Raw genomic sequence first — 15,594 nt, 5'->3', positions numbered from 1 at the left:
CGGGCCGTCAGGCCGAGCCGGTGTCCTTGTCCGCCTCGGCCGCCTTCTCGGCCTTCTCCGCCTCGGCGGCCTTCTCGGCCTCGGCGGCCTCCGCCTTCTCCGCCTTGGCGGCGGCGCGGCGCTCGGCGTCGGCCTTCTTCTTGTCGTCGGCGATCTGCCGCTTGGCGGCGGTCGCGTAGATGTCCACGTACTCCTGGCCGGAGAGCCGCATGATCTCGTACATCACCTCGTCCGTCACCGAACGGAGGATGAAGCGGTCGTTCTCCATGCCGTGGTAGCGGGAGAAGTCCAGCGGGCGGCCGATCCGGATGCCGGGGCGGATGCCGAAGTTCGGGACCACCTGGCCGGGCGGCTGCACCTTCTCGGTGTCGATCATGGCGACCGGGATCACCGGGGCGCCGGTGGCCAGCGCGACGCGGGCCAGACCGCCGACCTTGCCGCGGTACAGCTTTCCGTCGGGCGAGCGGGTGCCCTCGGGGTAGACGCCGAACAGCTCGCCGCGGTCCAGCACCGCGATGGCGCTGCGGATCGCGGCCTCGCCGGCGCCGCGCACGCCCGAGCGGTCCACCGGCAGCTGGCCGACGCCCTTGAAGAAGGCGGCGGTCAGCCGGCCCTTGAGGCCCGGGGTGTTGAAGTACTCGGCCTTCGCGATGAAGGTGACCCGGCGCTTGATCAGCGCGGGGAAGAAGAACGAGTCCGAGAAGGACAGGTGGTTGCTCGCGATGATCGCCGCACCCTCGGTGGGGATGTTCTCCTCACCCTCGATCCACGGCCGGAAGAAGATCCGAAGCAGTGGCGCGACGATCATCTTCATCAGTCGGTAGAACAACCCGGGCCTCCTGTTATGCGGACCGGTCGATCCTAATGCCCCGCGACCCCCCGCTGTGCCCGGCCCCGCCGAAGTGGCCTGCGCCCGGCCTCCGGCGGGGGTGTACGACCCGGCGCGGGGCGTGGGACGATGCGGATTCCAGCAGCTTCCCGTCCAGCGTCCCTCCCCCAGCGCCACCCGCCCGCGAAGGAGTCCGCCATGTCGTTGCTGCCCGGTGCCGAACCGTACCGCCACCACGGCGGACCGGTGGGGGTCCTGCTCTGCCACGGCTTCACCGGGTCGCCGCAGTCGCTGCGACCGTGGGCCGAGGAGCTGGCCGCGGCCGGGTTCACCGTCTCGCTGCCGCTGCTGCCCGGCCACGGCACCCGCTGGCAGGACATGCAGCTCACCCGCTGGGAGGACTGGTACGCCGAGGTCGAGCGCGAGCTGCTGACGCTGGCCGACGAGTGCGAGCGGGTCTTCGTCTTCGGGCTGTCGATGGGCGGGGCGCTGTCGCTGCGGCTCGCCGCGCTGCACGGTCCGACCGTGTCCGGCCTGGTGCTGGTCAACCCGTCGGTGCGCTCGGACACCCCCGCGAGTGTGCTGCTTCCGGTACTGCGCCACCTGGTGCCGAGCCTGGCCGGGATCGCCGACGACATCGCCAAGGACGGCGTGACCGAGTTCGGCTACGACCGGACCCCGCTGCACGCCGCCTGGTCGCTGAGCCGGCTGTGGCAGGAGGTCCAGCGCCGGCTGCCGGAGGTGACCCAGCCGGTGCTGCTCTTCCACAGCCCGCAGGACCACGTGGTCTCTCCGGCCAACTCGGAACTGGTGCTGGCCCGGATATCCTCGACCGACGTGACGGAGCGGCTGTGCCAACGCAGCTTCCACGTCGCGACGCTGGACCACGACGCGGCGGAAATATTCGCGGCCAGCCAGGACTTCATCCGACGGCTGGCCCCCGCGCACGCGGCGGGCGCAACCCGGGTCGAATCGGATGATCACCATGGCTGAAGGGCCGGAAGTGCACGAGAGCAGCACGGCGGGCGGCGGGGACGAGGCTCCCCGCGAGGACGGCGCGACGAAGGACGGCGGCACGAGGGACAGCGGCGCGAGGGACGGTGCCACCGACGACGGCGGCACCGACGACGGCGCCCTGGGCGGTGCGTCGGCGGAGCGCACCGGCGCGGACGGGGCCGTGACGCCCGCGTCCACGTCCGCAGCCGCAGCCGCAGCCGGGAAGGACGCCGATGCGGACGCCGCGGGGGCGGAGGCCCCCGCCGAGCCCCGGCCGCGCCGTGCGCCCGAGCGCAGCCAGGCCGAGCAGGACGAGATCTTCGCCGCCCTGATCGCCCAGTTCGACGACCCGGTCGACCTCAACAACCCCGACTGGCCCGAGGTCGAGAACCTCCGCGCGCAGAACGAGCTCAAGGGCGGCTACAAGGATGGCAGCGCCGGCCGGGAGGACCTGTCCGACCTCGCCCCGCAGCCCCGCCCCCGCTCCGGCCGACCGGTGATGCCGGCCTCCGGCGCCGGCCCGCGCGACTTCGAGCTGGACGAGGAGACCGACGAGGACCACTACGTCCCGCCGGAGCCCCCGCCGCTGCCCGCCGCCGACGTGACCGCCAAGTTCGCCTGGCTCGCCGTGCTCGGCGGCCCCGCCCTGCTGCTGGTCGACGCGGTGGTCTGGCGCGAGATCGCCGGCTGGCCCGCCTGGGTCGGGATCACCTCCTTCCTCGGCGGCTTCGTCACCCTGGTGGCCCGGATGCGGGACCGCGACGAGGACGAGCCGGAGGATCCGGACCACGGCGCGGTCGTCTAGCGTCCGTCGGCCGCCCTCTCCCGGCCGGAGGATCAAGGGCGGGGGGGTTCGGCCCGCGGGCCGGGGGTCCGTCGACGGACCCTCAGCCCTCGGGGAGTTCGAGCAGCGCGAGCACCGGCAGGTGGTCGGTCGCGGCCCGCAGGTCGGCTTCGGTGACACCGGGCAGTCCGTGCGGCACCCCGCAGCCCAGGACGGTGATCCCCGGCGTGGCGAAGACGCCGTCGATCCGCTGGTAGGGACGCTCGGGTACCGAGGTGTACTCCCCGCCCCAGGGCGCGGTCGGGTACCCGTCCTGCAGCCGCGAGGCCAGCAGCTGCCAGCCCGGCCCGTCCGGGTGCTCGTTGAAGTCCCCTGCCACGACGCCGTGTTCAGCGATACCGAGCTGGTCGAGCAGCAGCTCGAACTGCCCGTACCGCTCCTCGGCGTCGAGGCTCAGGTGGCAGCTGGTCAGGGTGAACGGCGCCGCGCCGGGCAGCCGCAGCAGCGCGGTGGCGAAGCCCCGGGCGTGCAGGCCGCGGGTCTTGGGCAGCAGCCGGTCGTGCACGCCGAGCACCTCCGCCGCGCCTGGTCGGCCGAGCAGCAGCGGCCCGGCGGCGGTGCGGCCGCCGCCGGCCAGGACGACCGTCCCGGTGCTGCGGGCCAGCCCGGCCGCCTGGCCCCCGGGGCGCCAGTAGCGCGGTGACTCCTGGATGCAGACCAGGTCCGGTGCGCAGGCCCGGACCACCCGGGCCAGCGCCCGCCGGTCGTCCCGCAGCGAGCGGACGTTGTAGCTGAGCAGGCGCAGCCGCCGCGGGCCGCCCGGCGGCAACGGTCCGGCCGTCGCGGCGCTCGCCTCGGTCGTGGTCGCGGCGGTCGTGGTCGCGGCGGTCATGGCCCTCCCTGTACGTCGTCACCGGGTGCGTCGTCACCGGCTCCGACCGTACGCGGCGGGGGCCGGACGTGCGACGGCGGCGGCGCGTCCGGGATCGGTCGGGGCCCGGTCGCACCGCCGCCGGCGGGCTGGGAGGGGCGGGGTGCGCCCCGGGGAGGGTGAAAAGGGGGAAGCGGCTACGCGGGAATGCGGGCGAGGTCCGCCGCGCCGACGATGCCGGCGGCGGAACCCATCGAGGCCAGCACGACCTCGGCACGCGGGCGGTGCACGCCGCCGGTCAGGTAGTGCTCGAAGGCCTTGGCGACCGGGTCGAGCAGCAGGCGGCCGGAGTCGGAGACACCACCGCCGAGCACGAAGACGCCCGGGTCGAACAGCGCGGCGAGGTCGGCCATGCCGCGGCCCAGCCAGTCGGCCAGCTCGGCGTAGCACTCCAGGGCGAGCGGGTCGCCGTCCTCGGCCGCCTCGGTGATGTGGATGCCGCGGATGGTCTCGGCGACGCCGTCGTTGAGCTCCAGCATCCGTCGGCCGCGCGCCGGGTCGGCCGCCGCCTTCTCCCGGCCGTAGCGGCGCAGCGCCCGGCCGGAGCCGTACTGTTCCCAGCAGCCCTTGCCGCCGCAGCCGCACTGCAGGCCGTCCGGGACCATGTTGAGGTGGCCGATCTCGCCGGCCACGCCGAAGCGGCCGCGGTGCAGCCGGCCGTCCAGGACGATGCCGCCGCCGATGCCGGTGCCGACGGTGATCAGCACCATGTCCTGGTGGTCGACGGCCGCACCGAAGCGGAACTCGGCCCAGGCGGCGCAGTTGGCGTCGTTCTCGACCACCGTGTCGAGACCGGTGAGCTCCTCGATGCGGCCGCGCAGCGGCTCGTTCTCCCAGTCGATGTTGGGCGCGAAGATCACCGTGGAGCGGTTGCTGTCGACGAAGCCGGGGGCGCCGACGCCGACCGCGGCGACGTCGGGGTGCTGCTCCTTGAGCTCGCGCACGGCCTGCGCGATGGCATCGACCGCCCACTGCGGGTCGGCCGGGGTGGGCACCCTGGTCCGGGCCAGGATCGCGCCCGCCTCGTCGACCACGCCTGCCGCGATCTTGGTCCCGCCGACATCGACGCCGATGGTCAGAGCCATGTGTCCCTCAGCTATTCACTCGTTCCCGCTGGACGGAACGGTACCGCCCAAGTCCGCTCCCGTACACAGCCTCGCATACATTATTCGAAGACAATTCTGGGGCAACCGGGCCGCGACTCTTCAAAAGTCGTATCTAGGGTCCGCCTTCGTGACGCATGAGAGCAACGCGATCACCCTCCGGAAGTTACGGTTTCACTGCTTGGCGGACGGTGCGTCAGTCCCGTCAGGCCCGCCGGGCCCGTCGAGGTCGATCTTCTCGGCGGCCGCGCCACGGCCGGCGGTCCAGCGGTTCTCGTGCCCGACCACGGCGGCACGGTAGGCGGCCAGCAGCTCGGCGCCCGCGGCGGCGATCCCGGAGCCGGCGGCGGCGAGGTGGCCGTAGACCTCCGGCTGCTGGGTGCGCAGGCGGTCGGCGAGGCCGGAGAGGGTGATCAGGGTGGTGGCGCTGGTCTCCTGGGCCTTCTCCCCGAGCGCGGTGGCGAACCGGCGCACCTCGTCCACCAGCGGGCCGAGCTCCGGCCCGAACGGGTGGGCCTGACCGTCGGCCTGCGGCCCGGACCGCCCGTCGCCCGCCCCGGCGCCTCCGCCCGCGGGCTCGGCGTGCTCGGCGTGCTCACGGGCCGACCCGGCGCGGTCGCCGACGGACCCGGCGCGGTCGCCGACGGACCCGGTGCGGTCGCCGACGGGCTCGGTGCGGTCGTCGGTGCTGGTCATCGCGGGCGCCTCCTCAGCCGTGGCCGCACCCCGCGGCCCTCCGGCCCGACGCTACCCGACCGGCCGTACGCCCCGGAAAGGCCGCACGGCCCGTCAGCCCTGCGGCCAGAGCGCGGGGTCGGGTGCGAACCGCACCGAGAGCACGCCGTCCAGCAGCCCGGCTCCGGCCACCGTGCAGCGGCGCAGCGCGGAGGGCAGGGCGAGCACCCGGCGGTGCGCGCCGAGGCCGACCACCAGGTCGTCGCCCCGGCGGACCAGGTCCAGAGCGGCCCGGTCGGCGCCGGGCAGGTCGAGGTGCCAGACCAGCAGGCCGTCCGCGGCGAGCCGGTCCTCGACGGTCCAGGGCGCCGGGTCGAGCCGCTCGGGTCCGGGGCCGTCCCCGTACAGGCGGTCGGCGACGGCCTCCAGGGTGGCGTCGGCCAGATCGGTGACCAGGACGGGGGCGTCGGTACCGGCGGCGAGCCCGGCCAGCTCCTCCTGCCGGCGGCGGGCCAGCGCGGCGAGCCAGGGGTCGGGTGAGGAGACGGCGGCCTCGGGCAGGGCGCCGTGCACGACCACGGCGTCCGGCCGGTGCCCGTGCAGCGCGAGCCCGGCCCGGATCCGGCGCAGTTCCTCGTACGGGTGTCCGTCGGCCGGGACGACCAGGCGGACGCTGGTACCGGGGTCGGTGATCGCGGCGCGGGACTCGGCGAGCGCCGCGGCGGCCTTGCCGCGCCCCTCGTACAGCCACTCGGCCGGCATCGGGACCCCGGCCAGTCCGGCCAGCAGCGGTCGCAGCGCCCGGGCGGCCTGCCGCTGCTCGGGGACGAGCCGGTCCAGGTAGCGCGCCAGCTGCTCGGGCAGGGCGAGGGTGGCGATCAGCTCGGCGGGCGGCGGGGCGAGCACCACCAGGACGTCCTGGTCGGCGGCGGGCAGGGCACGCAGCAGGGCGAGCCGGGCGATGCCGGGGAGGGCGGTGAGTTCCTCGGGGTCGAGCTGTTCGGCGCCGAGCAGGTCGAGGGCGGGCTTGAGCCGGCCGGTGAGCTCACCGACGGCGTAGCGGAAGGCGGCCTGCTCGTCGATCCGGGAGACGGCCAGGCCCGGCGCGCATTCGAGCGGTTCGGGCTCCAGCCGGGTGCCGAGGACGGAGTCCAGCGCGCGGTGCGGGTCGTCGGCCGCCAGCAGCCAGGTGCGGTGGCCGCGCCGGGCGGCGTGCAGGGCGGTGGCGGCGGCCACCGCGGGCGCGCCCGCGTCGCCGCTGACCAGGATGGTGCGTGTCGCCGTCATGCCGTCGGCCCCCGTTCCGCGGTGTCAGCCCTCGGAGGGCGTCGTGCCGGAGGTGTCCCCGACGCGCTTCTTCAGTCCGGCCAGGGCGCGGTCGATGATGACCTTCTCGGCCTTGCGCTTGATCATGCCCAGCATCGGGATCTTGACGTCCACGGCGAGCTGGTAGGTCACCTCGGTGCGGTTCCCGGCCAGCGGGGCGAGGGTGTAGGAGCCGTCCAGCGAGCGGAGCATCTGGCTGCGGACGAGGGTCCAGCTCACCTCGCGGTCGCCGTCCCAGGTGTAGGCGAGGACGTGCTCGTCGCGGATCGCGCCGGCGTCGAGCAGCAGCCGGACCTGGCTGGCGCGGCCGCCCTCGCCGGTCTCCAGCACCTCGATCTCCTTGACCTCGCCGGTCCAGGCCGGGTAGGCGGCGAAGTCGGCGATCACGGCCATGACCGTGGCCGGGGTCGCGTCGATGGTGATGCTCGACCTGGTGTGCTCCGCCATGGAATGGCCCTCCGCGTCGTCCCTCTGCCTGCCGGTCCGTCCGGGACGCGCTCGGCCCGGTCCGCCCGGAGCAGGCTATCGCGACCGGGGATCCCCTCGGCCGCGCGGGCGGTGCCCTGCGGGCGGCGGCGGGGCATGCTACCGGCCGGTCACCGCAGGGCTACCGTAGGGTGCCATTCGAACGACCCGGTCACGGCCTGGTCGGACCCGGCCGGGTGTGACACTTCGAACACCGGGCCCGACCCCCCTGGTCGAAGCTGCCTACCGGGCAGTAACGTCCTGCCGTCCCGCAGCGTCGCGAACGAGGAGCAGTCTTGCTCGACTTCAGCCTTCCGGCCCTCTACCAGGTACCGAGCGGCGGTAACCTCTCCGACCTCGTGCACCAGAACGCCGAGCGGCACCCGGACGTCGCGGTCCTCAGCCGCAAGGTGGACGGCCAGTGGCAGGAGTTGACCGCCGCCCAGTTCCTGGTCGAGGTGCACGCCGCCGCGAAGGGCCTGATCGCCGCCGGCATCCGCCCGGGTGACCGCGTGGGCATCATGTCCCGGACCCGGTACGAGTGGACGCTGCTGGACTTCGCGATCTGGTCGGCCGGTGCCATCACCGTGCCGGTGTACGAGACCTCCTCCGCCGAGCAGGTGGAGTGGATCCTCGGCGACTCCGGCGCGGTCGCCGTGCTCACCGAGACCGACCATCACCACGCGGTGGTCGAAGAGGTCCGCGACCGCCTCCCGGAGCTGAAGCACACCTGGCAGATCGAGCGGGGCGCGATCGCCGCGCTGGCCGAGGCCGGTCGCGAGGTCTCCGACGGGACCGTCGCCGAGTACCGCTCGACCGCCACCTCCGACTCGATCGCGACCATCGTCTACACCTCGGGCACCACCGGCCGCCCGAAGGGCTGTCAGCTGACGCACGGCAACTTCATGGCCGAGTGCGGCAACGTCGTCGAGCGCCTGGCCCCGCTGTTCACCACCGGCGAGAGCTCCGTCCTGCTCTTCCTGCCGCTGGCCCACGTGCTCGGCCGGATCGCCGAGATCTGCCCGGCGATGGCCCCGATGAAGCTCGGACACGTCTCCGACATCAAGGACGTCACCGCCGAGCTGGCCGCCTTCAGGCCGACCCTGATCCTGGGCGTGCCCAGAGTCTTCGAGAAGGTCTACAACACCGCCCGCGCCAAGGCCCAGGCCGACGGCAAGGGCAAGATCTTCGACAAGGCCGCCGAGACCGCGATCGCCTACAGCCGGGCGCTGGACGCCGGCGGCGCGGGCCTGGTCCTGCGGCTCAAGCACGCGGTCTTCGACAAGCTGGTCTACAGCAAGCTGCGCGCCGCCCTCGGCGGCCGGGCCACCCACGCCATCTCCGGCGGCGCCCCGCTCGGCGAGCGCCTCGGCCACTTCTACCGCGGCATCGGCTTCACCGTCCTGGAGGGCTACGGCCTGACGGAGACCTGCGCGGCCACCACCTTCAACCCGTGGGACAAGCCGAAGATCGGTACGGTCGGCCAGCCGGTGCCCGGCGCCTCGGTCAGGATCGCCGAGGACGGCGAGGTGTTCTTCAAGGGCCCGCACGTCTTCACCGGCTACTGGAACAACCCGCAGGCCACCGCCGACACCCTCAAGGACGGCTGGATCGCCACCGGCGACATCGGCTCGCTGGACTCGGAGGGCTACCTGACCATCACCGGCCGCAAGAAGGAGATCATCGTCACGGCCGGCGGCAAGAACGTCGCCCCCGCCGTGATCGAGGACCGGATCCGGGCCCACGCCCTGGTCGGCGAGGTCATGGTGGTCGGCGACCGGAAGCCCTTCATCGCCTGCCTGATCACCATCGACCAGGACTTCTTCCCGAAGTGGAAGGAGCTCAACGGCAAGCCCGCCGACGCCACCGCCGCCGACCTCGCCCAGGACCCCGAGCTGCTGGCCGCCCTGCAGGCCGCGGTGGACGACGGCAACGCGGCGGTCTCGCACGCCGAGGCGGTCAAGAAGTTCTGCGTGCTGGACACCGAGTTCTCCGAGGAGAGCGGCTACCTGACGCCCTCGCTGAAGCTGAAGCGCAACGTCGTCCTGAAGGACTTCGCGGCCGACATCGAGGCCATCTACCGGAAGTGACCGGGTACCACGACGGGCCCCGCCTCCCTCCGGGAGAGGCGGGGCCCGTCTTCGTGTCAGGCCGCCAGCAGCGAGGTCAGCCGCCCGGCCAGCAGGTCCCAGCGCCAGGAGCGCTCCACCCACCGCCGCCCGGCCTCGCCCATCCGCCGGCGCAGCTCCTCGTCACGCAGCAGCCGCACGATCCGCTCGGCCGACGCCGAGGCCGAGCCGCCCGGGACGACGTACCCGGTCTCGCCCTCCAGCACCGCGTCCGGGGCGCCCCCGGAGTCCCCCGCGACGACCGGCAGGCCGGTCGCCGAGGCCTCCAGGTAGACGATGCCCAGGCCCTCGACGTCCAGCCCCCCGCGCCGGGTCCGGCAGGGCATCGCGAAGACGTCCCCGGCCCCGTAGTGGGCGGGCAGCTCCTCCCACGGCACCGAGCCGGTGAAGCGCACCGAGTCACGGACGCCCGTGGCGTCGGCCAGCTTCTCCAGGTCCGCCCGGTACGGGCCGCCGCCGACGATCAGCAGCACCGCGTCCGGCACGTCGGCCAGGATCTGCGGCATCGCCTCGATCAGGGTGTCCTGGCCCTTGCGCGGCACCAGCCGGGAGACGCAGACCACGACCGGCCGGTCCGCCAGCCCGAGCCGGCGGCGGACCTCGGCACCCCCGGAGCCCGGGTGGAAGGTGGACTCGTCCACGCCCGGCGGCAACTGCACCATCCGGGCCGCGGCCTGCGGCCCGACGGCGGCGGCGATCCGGGAGCGGGTGTACTCGCCCAGGTGGGTCAGCACGTCGGTGCCCGCGCCGATCCGGCGCAGCAGCTGCCGGGAGACCGGCAGCTGGGCCCAGGCGGCCTCGTGGCCGTGCGTCATGCCGAGCAGCCGTCCGGCCCCGGCCCGGCGCAGCGTGGGCGCCATCAGGCCGAGCGGGGCGGCGGCGCCGAACCAGACCGAGTCGCACCGCTCGGCGCGCAGGATCTCGGCGGCCCGCCGGGTGACCCGGGGTGTGGGAACCATCACCTTCGTCCGGTCCCGGATCACCGGGAACGGCTGCTCGGCGTCGAAGCGCCGCACCTCGCTGCCGTCGCGCCAGGTCGAGGCGTAGACCACGATGCTTCCTGCGGGCTGACGGACGGCCATGTTGTGCACGAAGGCCTGGATGCCCCCCGGTCGGGGCGGGAAGTCATTGGTGACGATCAAGGTTCTGTGCATCAGGCCACGGCTCGCTCGGTCGGGGGGTGCTCGGTGTACCGCTGGGTGATCCGTACGATAGGTCAACACCATGACCCGCCGGGAACGGAACCGCGCACGGCAACCGTTTGACCCCCGGGTCAGTCCTAGTACCTAGGCCGCTGTGCGACGCGGCCCGGGCGTCCGTCAGTACGACGCCTCCGGTGAGGACGTCCGAGACGAACGAGGGAGCGCAGTGGAATTGGCCCCGGCCACCGAGCCCGGTTCTTCGCGCGGCCGCCTCGGCCGCCCGCTCGGGGCGCTGGCCGCGCTCGGCGCGACCTGGGTGGCCACCCGCACCCTGCTGGTGCTGCTGATCACCGGCGTGCTGAAGTCGCCCGGCGGCGACGTCACCGCCGACGTGTGGATGATCTACCACGCCTGGTACGGCGTGCTGCAGACCGGCACCTTCCCGTTCGACGACGTGACCTGGCAGTACCCGCCGGGCGCCGCCCTGGTGATCCTGCTGCCGGGTCTGCTGCCCTGGTCGTACCTGGTCTCGTTCTGGGTGATCTGCGGGATCGCCGACGCCGCCGCGGCCGCACTGCTGATCCGCACCGGCCTGCGCCGGGGCCGGGCGCTGACCGGCGCCTGGATGTGGGTGGTGGGGGTCCCGCTGCTCGGCCCGATGATCTACAACCGCTTCGACATGATCGTCACCGCGGTCGCCCTGGCCGGCCTGCTGGCGCTGATCCGTCGTCCGGCGGTCGGCGGGCTGCTGCTGGGCCTGGGCGGCATCGTGAAGGTCTGGCCGCTGCTCGGCCTGATCGGCACCCCCTCCGGCCGCCGGACCCGCCGTTCCTGGACGCTGGCGGGGGCCACCGCCGTCTCGATCGGCTTCCTGCTCGCGGCCGGCATGAACGGTGCCTTCGACTTCCTGGCCTTCCAGAAGGACCGCGGCATCGAGGTCGAGTCGGTCGGCGCGCTGCCGCTGCACTTCGCCCGGATCGCCGGGGGCTGGGACGGCCGGGTCACCATGAACTACGGCTCCCCCGAGATGCTCGGGCCGTGGGTCGGCGTGATCAGCAAGGTCATGATGGCCGGCACCGTGCTGGGCTTCCTCTGGCTGCTGCTGTGGCGCTTCACCTCCAAGCGCCGCAACGCGGCCACCATGTACGACGCGGCGCTGTGCGCGCTGCTGGTCTTCGTGGTGACCAGCCGGGTGATCAGCCCGCAGTACCTGGTCTGGCTGGTCGGCGTCGCGGCGGTCTGCCTGACGGTGCGCGGCACCAGCCAGCGGCCGGTGGCGCTGCTGATCCTGCTCGCCTGCCCGCTGACGCTGGTCGAGTTCCCGACGATGTTCACCCAGATCCTCGCCAGCGACCCGGGCGCCATCACGGTGCTGGCGCTGCGCAACCTGCTGCTGCTGGCCGCCACCGTGCTCTCCTGCGTCCGGCTCTGGCGCTCCACCCGGGGCGAGGCGCCGCTGCCCGCGACCGTGGTGCTGGACCGCGAGCCGGCCGCGCTGCCGGCCGCCGGCTACCCGGTGCGCCCGGGCATCGCGTACGAGCAGGACCTGCTGGACGGCATCGACCACTTGGGCACGCCGGCCGAGCCGCGGCGCTGACGCTGCTGCGGCCCGCCGGCCTCAGTCCTTCAGCGCCGCCACCTCGTCCAGCCAGAGCCGGGTGAACCCGGCCAGGCCCACGCCCAGTTCGGCGCGCATCAGCCGGTCCGTACGGCGCTCGCGGTCCTCGCCCTGCCCGTCGTCCGCGCCGACCGCCCGGTAGAAGGCGACCAGCCGCTGCGGCCCGCTGCGGCGGGCGATCAGCTCGCAGGCGAGCCAGGACTGCTCGTAGGCCTGGGCGATGCCGGCGGCGCCGGCGGCGAAGTCCTGGTCGGCGGGCAGTTCGGCGGGCAGCCTCCCGGCGGCGACGTCCCGGGCCAGTTCGGGGGCGATCTGCTGCGGGCTGCGGCCGCTGTCGCGGTAGGCGGTCCAGTCGGCGACGCCCTCGGAGAGCCACATCGGAGTCCAGGCCCGGGTGTCGGCCCTGGTCGCGACATGCGTGGCCTCGTGCGTGACGACCACCTGGCGGCCGAAGCCGCTGAGCCGGCCGTACGCCTCGGGGTTGACCAGCACCCGGTCCGCCGGGGTGTCCCGGGGTGCGCCGGGGGCGGCCACGGTGACCGCCGCCATGTCCGCCCAGCCGGCCGGGTCGCCCTCCAGCAGCCGGGCGAACTGCTCCTCGGTGGCGGGCAGTTCGAGCAGCAGCCGGCCGGGCCAGGCGTCGCCCCAGACCTCCTCGACGGCGGGCACCGCGCGGTCGCCCACCACGACCAGCCCGGCCGGGTCGGGGCCGTCGGCCGAAGCGAGCACCAGGCTGTGCGTGCCCGGCGCCGGCCGGACGGCGCCGAGGTCCCAGAGCGCCGGCGGCCCGTCGGCGCTCTCCTCGCGCTCGACCCGCCAGCCGTCCGCGGCCGCGGCCAGTTCGATCCGGCGCGGGTACACCACGGGGTGGTCGTCGTACCCGGCGATCCGCACGGCCAGGTCGGCCGCGGCGGTCAGCCGGTCGGGCCCGCCGCCCGCGGCGAGCACCAGGTTGCGGTACGCCGCCTCGGCCACCGGCAGCCCCGACCGGGCCTCCAGCGTGCGCGCCCGTTCCGCCAGCACCGCCGCCACCGCGGCGCGCCGGTCGGCGACCGCCCCGACCGGTGCCGCCGCCGGGGCGAGCGGCGGCAGCGACAGCTGGGCCAGCCCGCCGACCGCGAGCAGCAGCGCACCCCGCCGGGACAGCGCGCGGCGGGGTATGTGCGCCGGACCGGGTCCGGCGGGGTGCGAAGGGGACGCGCTCAGAGCCGGACCACCCCCGAGACAGGCATGGCGTTGACGCTCTCGTAGCGGACCTTGGCGCCCGGGTAGGGGGCGTGCACGATCACGCCGCCGCCGGCGTACATGCCGACGTGGTGCATGTCCCGGTAGAAGATCACCAGGTCTCCCGGTCGCGCCTCGGAAAGGTCGATCCGCCGGCCGGCGTACGCCTGGGCCTGCGAGGTGCGCGGCAGGGTCACTCCGGCCTGCCGCCAGCTGTAGTACATCAGACCGGAGCAGTCGAACGCGCGGGGCCCGGTGGCCCCGTAGACGTACGGCGAGCCGATCATGCGCACCGCGGCGGCCAGCGCGGCCGCCCCGCGCTCGGAGGCGGGCGGGGCGGTGCCGAGGTCCAGCCGGTCGGTGCCGCGGGTGGCGCGCTGCTCGGCGTCCCGGGCGTCCTGGGCGGTCATCCTGGCCCGCTCGGCGGCGTCGAGGCCGTTGAGCAGCTTCTGCGCCCTGGCCAGCCGCTGCTGGATCTGCTGCTTGCCGTCGGCGAGCGAGCGGCGGGCCTGGTCGAGCTCGGCGAGCTTTCCGGTGGCCTCCGTCCGCCGCTGGTCGAGCCGGCGCTGGCGGGTGACCAGCTCGTGCAGCGTCTCCTGCTGCCGCTGCGACGCCTGGCCCATGGTGCGGGCGCGGGCGAGGTAGCCCTCCGGGTCGGGGGACAGCATCAGCTGGGCGGTCTGGGTCATCCCGCCGCCGCGGTACTCGGCCCCGGCGACGGTCGCCAGGTCGCCGCGCAGCTCGTTGAGCTGGTCCTGGGCGACGGCGATCTCGCCCTGCAGGATCGTGGTCTCCCCCTGGAGCCGGCGCTGGGCCTCCTGTGCGGCGTTGTACTGCTCGGACGCCTGCTCGGCCTCGTCGTAGAGCTGCTCGACCTGCGCCTGGACGTCCTTGCGGTCGGCCGGGTCCGGGCTGCCGGGGGCGGCGTGGGCGCCGCCGCCGGTCGCCACGCCCAGCGCGGTGGTGGCGGCCGCCGTCAGCACCAGTGCACGGGCGAGCAGTTGGGAACGGCGGTGCACGGGCACGGCAGCGGCTCCAATCCTGCGGCGCGGCCCCGCGGCCGCCCGTGGCGGGCGGCCGTCGAGCGGGAGTCCGGTGGCAGACGTTAGCGAGTCCGGGCAAGCGAGTCCAAACCCCTACGGACCCGAATATTTGACCCTCAATCGGACATCAGCCCGAGCAGCCGCCAACGCCGCAGGCCCGGCCTTCCGTGGTGGAAGACCGGGCCTGGGAGGAGCCGAACGGGATCAGACCCGCACGATGCCGCTCAGCGGCATGTTGGTGACGGCCTCGTAGCGGACCGAAGCACCCGGCTTGGGGGCGTGCAGCACCTGGCCGTTGCCGGCGTAGATGCCGACGTGGTGGGCGTCCCCGTAGAAGATCAGCAGGTCGCCGGGCTGGGCCTGGGACAGGTCGGTGCCGATCCGGGTGCCGGCGTGGGCCTGCTCCTGCGAGGTGCGCGGCAGCGACACGCCGACCTGGTTGAACGCCCAGACCATCAGGCCGGAGCAGTCGAAGGAGCTCGGGCCGGTGGCGCCCCACACGTACGGGCTGCCGACCTTGGAGGCGGCGGCGGAGAGCGCGGCGGCACCGCGCGAGCTGCCCGGGGCGGGGAGCTTGCCGGCCGGCGTGGAGGACGGCGCGGAGAGGTCGGTGCGGCTGTTGTCGCGCGAGGCGCGGTCGGCGTTCTGCTGCGCCTTCGCGGCGGCGTCGGCCTGGGCCTTGGCGTCGGCGGCGGCCTTCTCCTCGGCCGCGCGCAGCGCCTGGCGCTCCTGCTCGGTCAGGGTGTTGAGCAGGTCCTGGGCGGCCTTCAGCTTGGCCTGGACCTCGTCCTTGGAGGCCTTCAGCTGCTGGGTGGTCGACTCCAGCTCGGCGAGCTTGCCCTGGGCCTCGGTGCGGTCCTGGTCGAGCTTGCGCTGCTGCTCCTGGAGCTGCTTCAGCTGGTTCTTCTGGGTGTCACCGGCCTGGTTCAGCGCACCGGCCTGGTTGAGGAAGTTGTCCGGGCTGGACGAGAACATCAGCTGGACGGTCGGGGATATGCCGCCGTTGCGGTACTGCTCCCCGGCGATCTCGGCGAGTCCGCCCTGCAGCTCGGTCACCTGGGCCTGCTGACGGGCCACCTGGTCCTGCAGGCCGGCGACCTGCTTCTCCAGGGTCTGCTGCTTCTCCTGGGCGGCGTTGTACTGCTCGGTCGCCACCTCGGCCTGCTCGTTGAGCTGGTCGACCTGCTCCTTGACCTGGTCCTTGGTCGGCTGCGGGTCGGCGTGGGCGCCGGACTGCGCGGAGAGGGCGACGGCAGCGGCGGCGACACCGGTCAGGATCGAGACCCGGGCGCGACTTGCTGGCTTGGGACGACGATGGGACGCCACGAA

At 74.1% G+C, this 15,594-nt stretch carries 14 protein-coding genes; 4 read left to right on the top strand and 10 right to left on the bottom strand.

The window, feature by feature from the left end; translation table 11 throughout:
* Positions 1-7: 7 nt before the first annotated feature.
* Positions 8-829 carry a lysophospholipid acyltransferase family protein gene (locus ACZ7KX_RS12420; RefSeq protein WP_470326408.1) on the bottom strand — a complete coding sequence of 274 codons (822 nt, stop codon included), beginning with the start codon at positions 827-829 and terminating at the stop codon, positions 8-10.
* A 198-nt stretch (positions 830-1,027) separates the two neighbouring features.
* Between ACZ7KX_RS12420 and ACZ7KX_RS12415 the strand changes: the two genes are divergently transcribed.
* Positions 1,028-1,822 (top strand): alpha/beta hydrolase, encoded by a 795-nt coding sequence (locus ACZ7KX_RS12415; RefSeq protein ID WP_470326407.1) that lies wholly within the window; start codon positions 1,028-1,030, stop codon positions 1,820-1,822.
* On the top strand, positions 1,815-2,630 hold the full coding sequence (locus ACZ7KX_RS12410) for a hypothetical protein (protein WP_470326406.1): 816 nt from the start codon (positions 1,815-1,817) through the stop codon (positions 2,628-2,630). Before ACZ7KX_RS12415 ends, ACZ7KX_RS12410 begins: the two co-directional genes overlap by 8 nt.
* 82 nt (positions 2,631-2,712) lie before the next feature.
* Here the strand turns inward: ACZ7KX_RS12410 and ACZ7KX_RS12405 are convergent, their stop codons facing one another.
* The 5 genes from ACZ7KX_RS12405 to ACZ7KX_RS12385 all read right to left on the bottom strand — a co-directional run bounded on the left by ACZ7KX_RS12405 (position 2,713) and on the right by ACZ7KX_RS12385 (position 7,091).
* Entirely contained in the window at positions 2,713-3,501 is a 789-nt protein-coding gene (locus tag ACZ7KX_RS12405) for an endonuclease/exonuclease/phosphatase family protein (protein ID WP_470326405.1), read from the bottom strand.
* 176 nt (positions 3,502-3,677) lie between these two features.
* Complete coding sequence (locus tag ACZ7KX_RS12400) at positions 3,678-4,625, bottom strand: ROK family glucokinase (RefSeq protein WP_470326404.1); 948 nt, start codon at positions 4,623-4,625, stop codon at positions 3,678-3,680.
* A gap of 192 nt (positions 4,626-4,817) precedes the next feature.
* Positions 4,818-5,339: a DUF5304 family protein gene (locus ACZ7KX_RS12395; protein WP_470326403.1), complete on the bottom strand. Its 522-nt coding sequence runs from the start codon at positions 5,337-5,339 to the stop codon at positions 4,818-4,820.
* 93 nt (positions 5,340-5,432) lie between these two features.
* Positions 5,433-6,605 carry an ArsA family ATPase gene (locus ACZ7KX_RS12390; RefSeq protein WP_470326402.1) on the bottom strand — a complete coding sequence of 391 codons (1,173 nt, stop codon included), beginning with the start codon at positions 6,603-6,605 and terminating at the stop codon, positions 5,433-5,435.
* A gap of 24 nt (positions 6,606-6,629) precedes the next feature.
* Positions 6,630-7,091: an SRPBCC family protein gene (locus ACZ7KX_RS12385; RefSeq protein WP_350522531.1), complete on the bottom strand. Its 462-nt coding sequence runs from the start codon at positions 7,089-7,091 to the stop codon at positions 6,630-6,632.
* 314 nt (positions 7,092-7,405) lie between these two features.
* On the opposite strand from ACZ7KX_RS12385, the gene ACZ7KX_RS12380 reads away from it, so the two are divergent.
* Positions 7,406-9,199 carry an AMP-dependent synthetase/ligase gene (locus ACZ7KX_RS12380; RefSeq protein WP_470326401.1) on the top strand — a complete coding sequence of 598 codons (1,794 nt, stop codon included), beginning with the start codon at positions 7,406-7,408 and terminating at the stop codon, positions 9,197-9,199.
* A gap of 56 nt (positions 9,200-9,255) precedes the next feature.
* Here ACZ7KX_RS12380 and ACZ7KX_RS12375 read toward each other — a convergent pair whose 3' ends face one another.
* Positions 9,256-10,392 carry a glycosyltransferase family 4 protein gene (locus ACZ7KX_RS12375; protein WP_470326400.1) on the bottom strand — a complete coding sequence of 379 codons (1,137 nt, stop codon included), beginning with the start codon at positions 10,390-10,392 and terminating at the stop codon, positions 9,256-9,258.
* Positions 10,393-10,606: 214 nt separating this feature from the next.
* Here ACZ7KX_RS12375 and ACZ7KX_RS12370 point away from each other — a divergent pair, with 214 nt between their 5' ends.
* Positions 10,607-11,977: a glycosyltransferase 87 family protein gene (locus ACZ7KX_RS12370; protein ID WP_350522534.1), complete on the top strand. Its 1,371-nt coding sequence runs from the start codon at positions 10,607-10,609 to the stop codon at positions 11,975-11,977.
* 21 nt (positions 11,978-11,998) lie between these two features.
* Here the strand turns inward: ACZ7KX_RS12370 and ACZ7KX_RS12365 are convergent, their stop codons facing one another.
* The 3 genes from ACZ7KX_RS12365 to ACZ7KX_RS12355 all read right to left on the bottom strand — a co-directional run bounded on the left by ACZ7KX_RS12365 (position 11,999) and on the right by ACZ7KX_RS12355 (position 15,591).
* Entirely contained in the window at positions 11,999-13,021 is a 1,023-nt protein-coding gene (locus ACZ7KX_RS12365) for a hypothetical protein (protein WP_470326399.1), read from the bottom strand.
* 179 nt (positions 13,022-13,200) lie between these two features.
* Positions 13,201-14,247 (bottom strand): C40 family peptidase, encoded by a 1,047-nt coding sequence (locus tag ACZ7KX_RS12360; RefSeq protein ID WP_470326398.1) that lies wholly within the window; start codon positions 14,245-14,247, stop codon positions 13,201-13,203.
* A gap of 222 nt (positions 14,248-14,469) precedes the next feature.
* Positions 14,470-15,591, bottom strand: coding sequence for an NlpC/P60 family protein (locus ACZ7KX_RS12355; protein ID WP_470326397.1), 1,122 nt, complete (start codon positions 15,589-15,591; stop codon positions 14,470-14,472).
* Between the last annotated feature and the right edge of the window lie 3 nt (positions 15,592-15,594).

Source organism: Kitasatospora sp. NPDC038210, assembly GCF_055600605.1.
The sequence above is the reverse complement of the archived record's forward strand: the minus strand, read 5'-3'. Positions and strand labels throughout refer to the sequence as shown.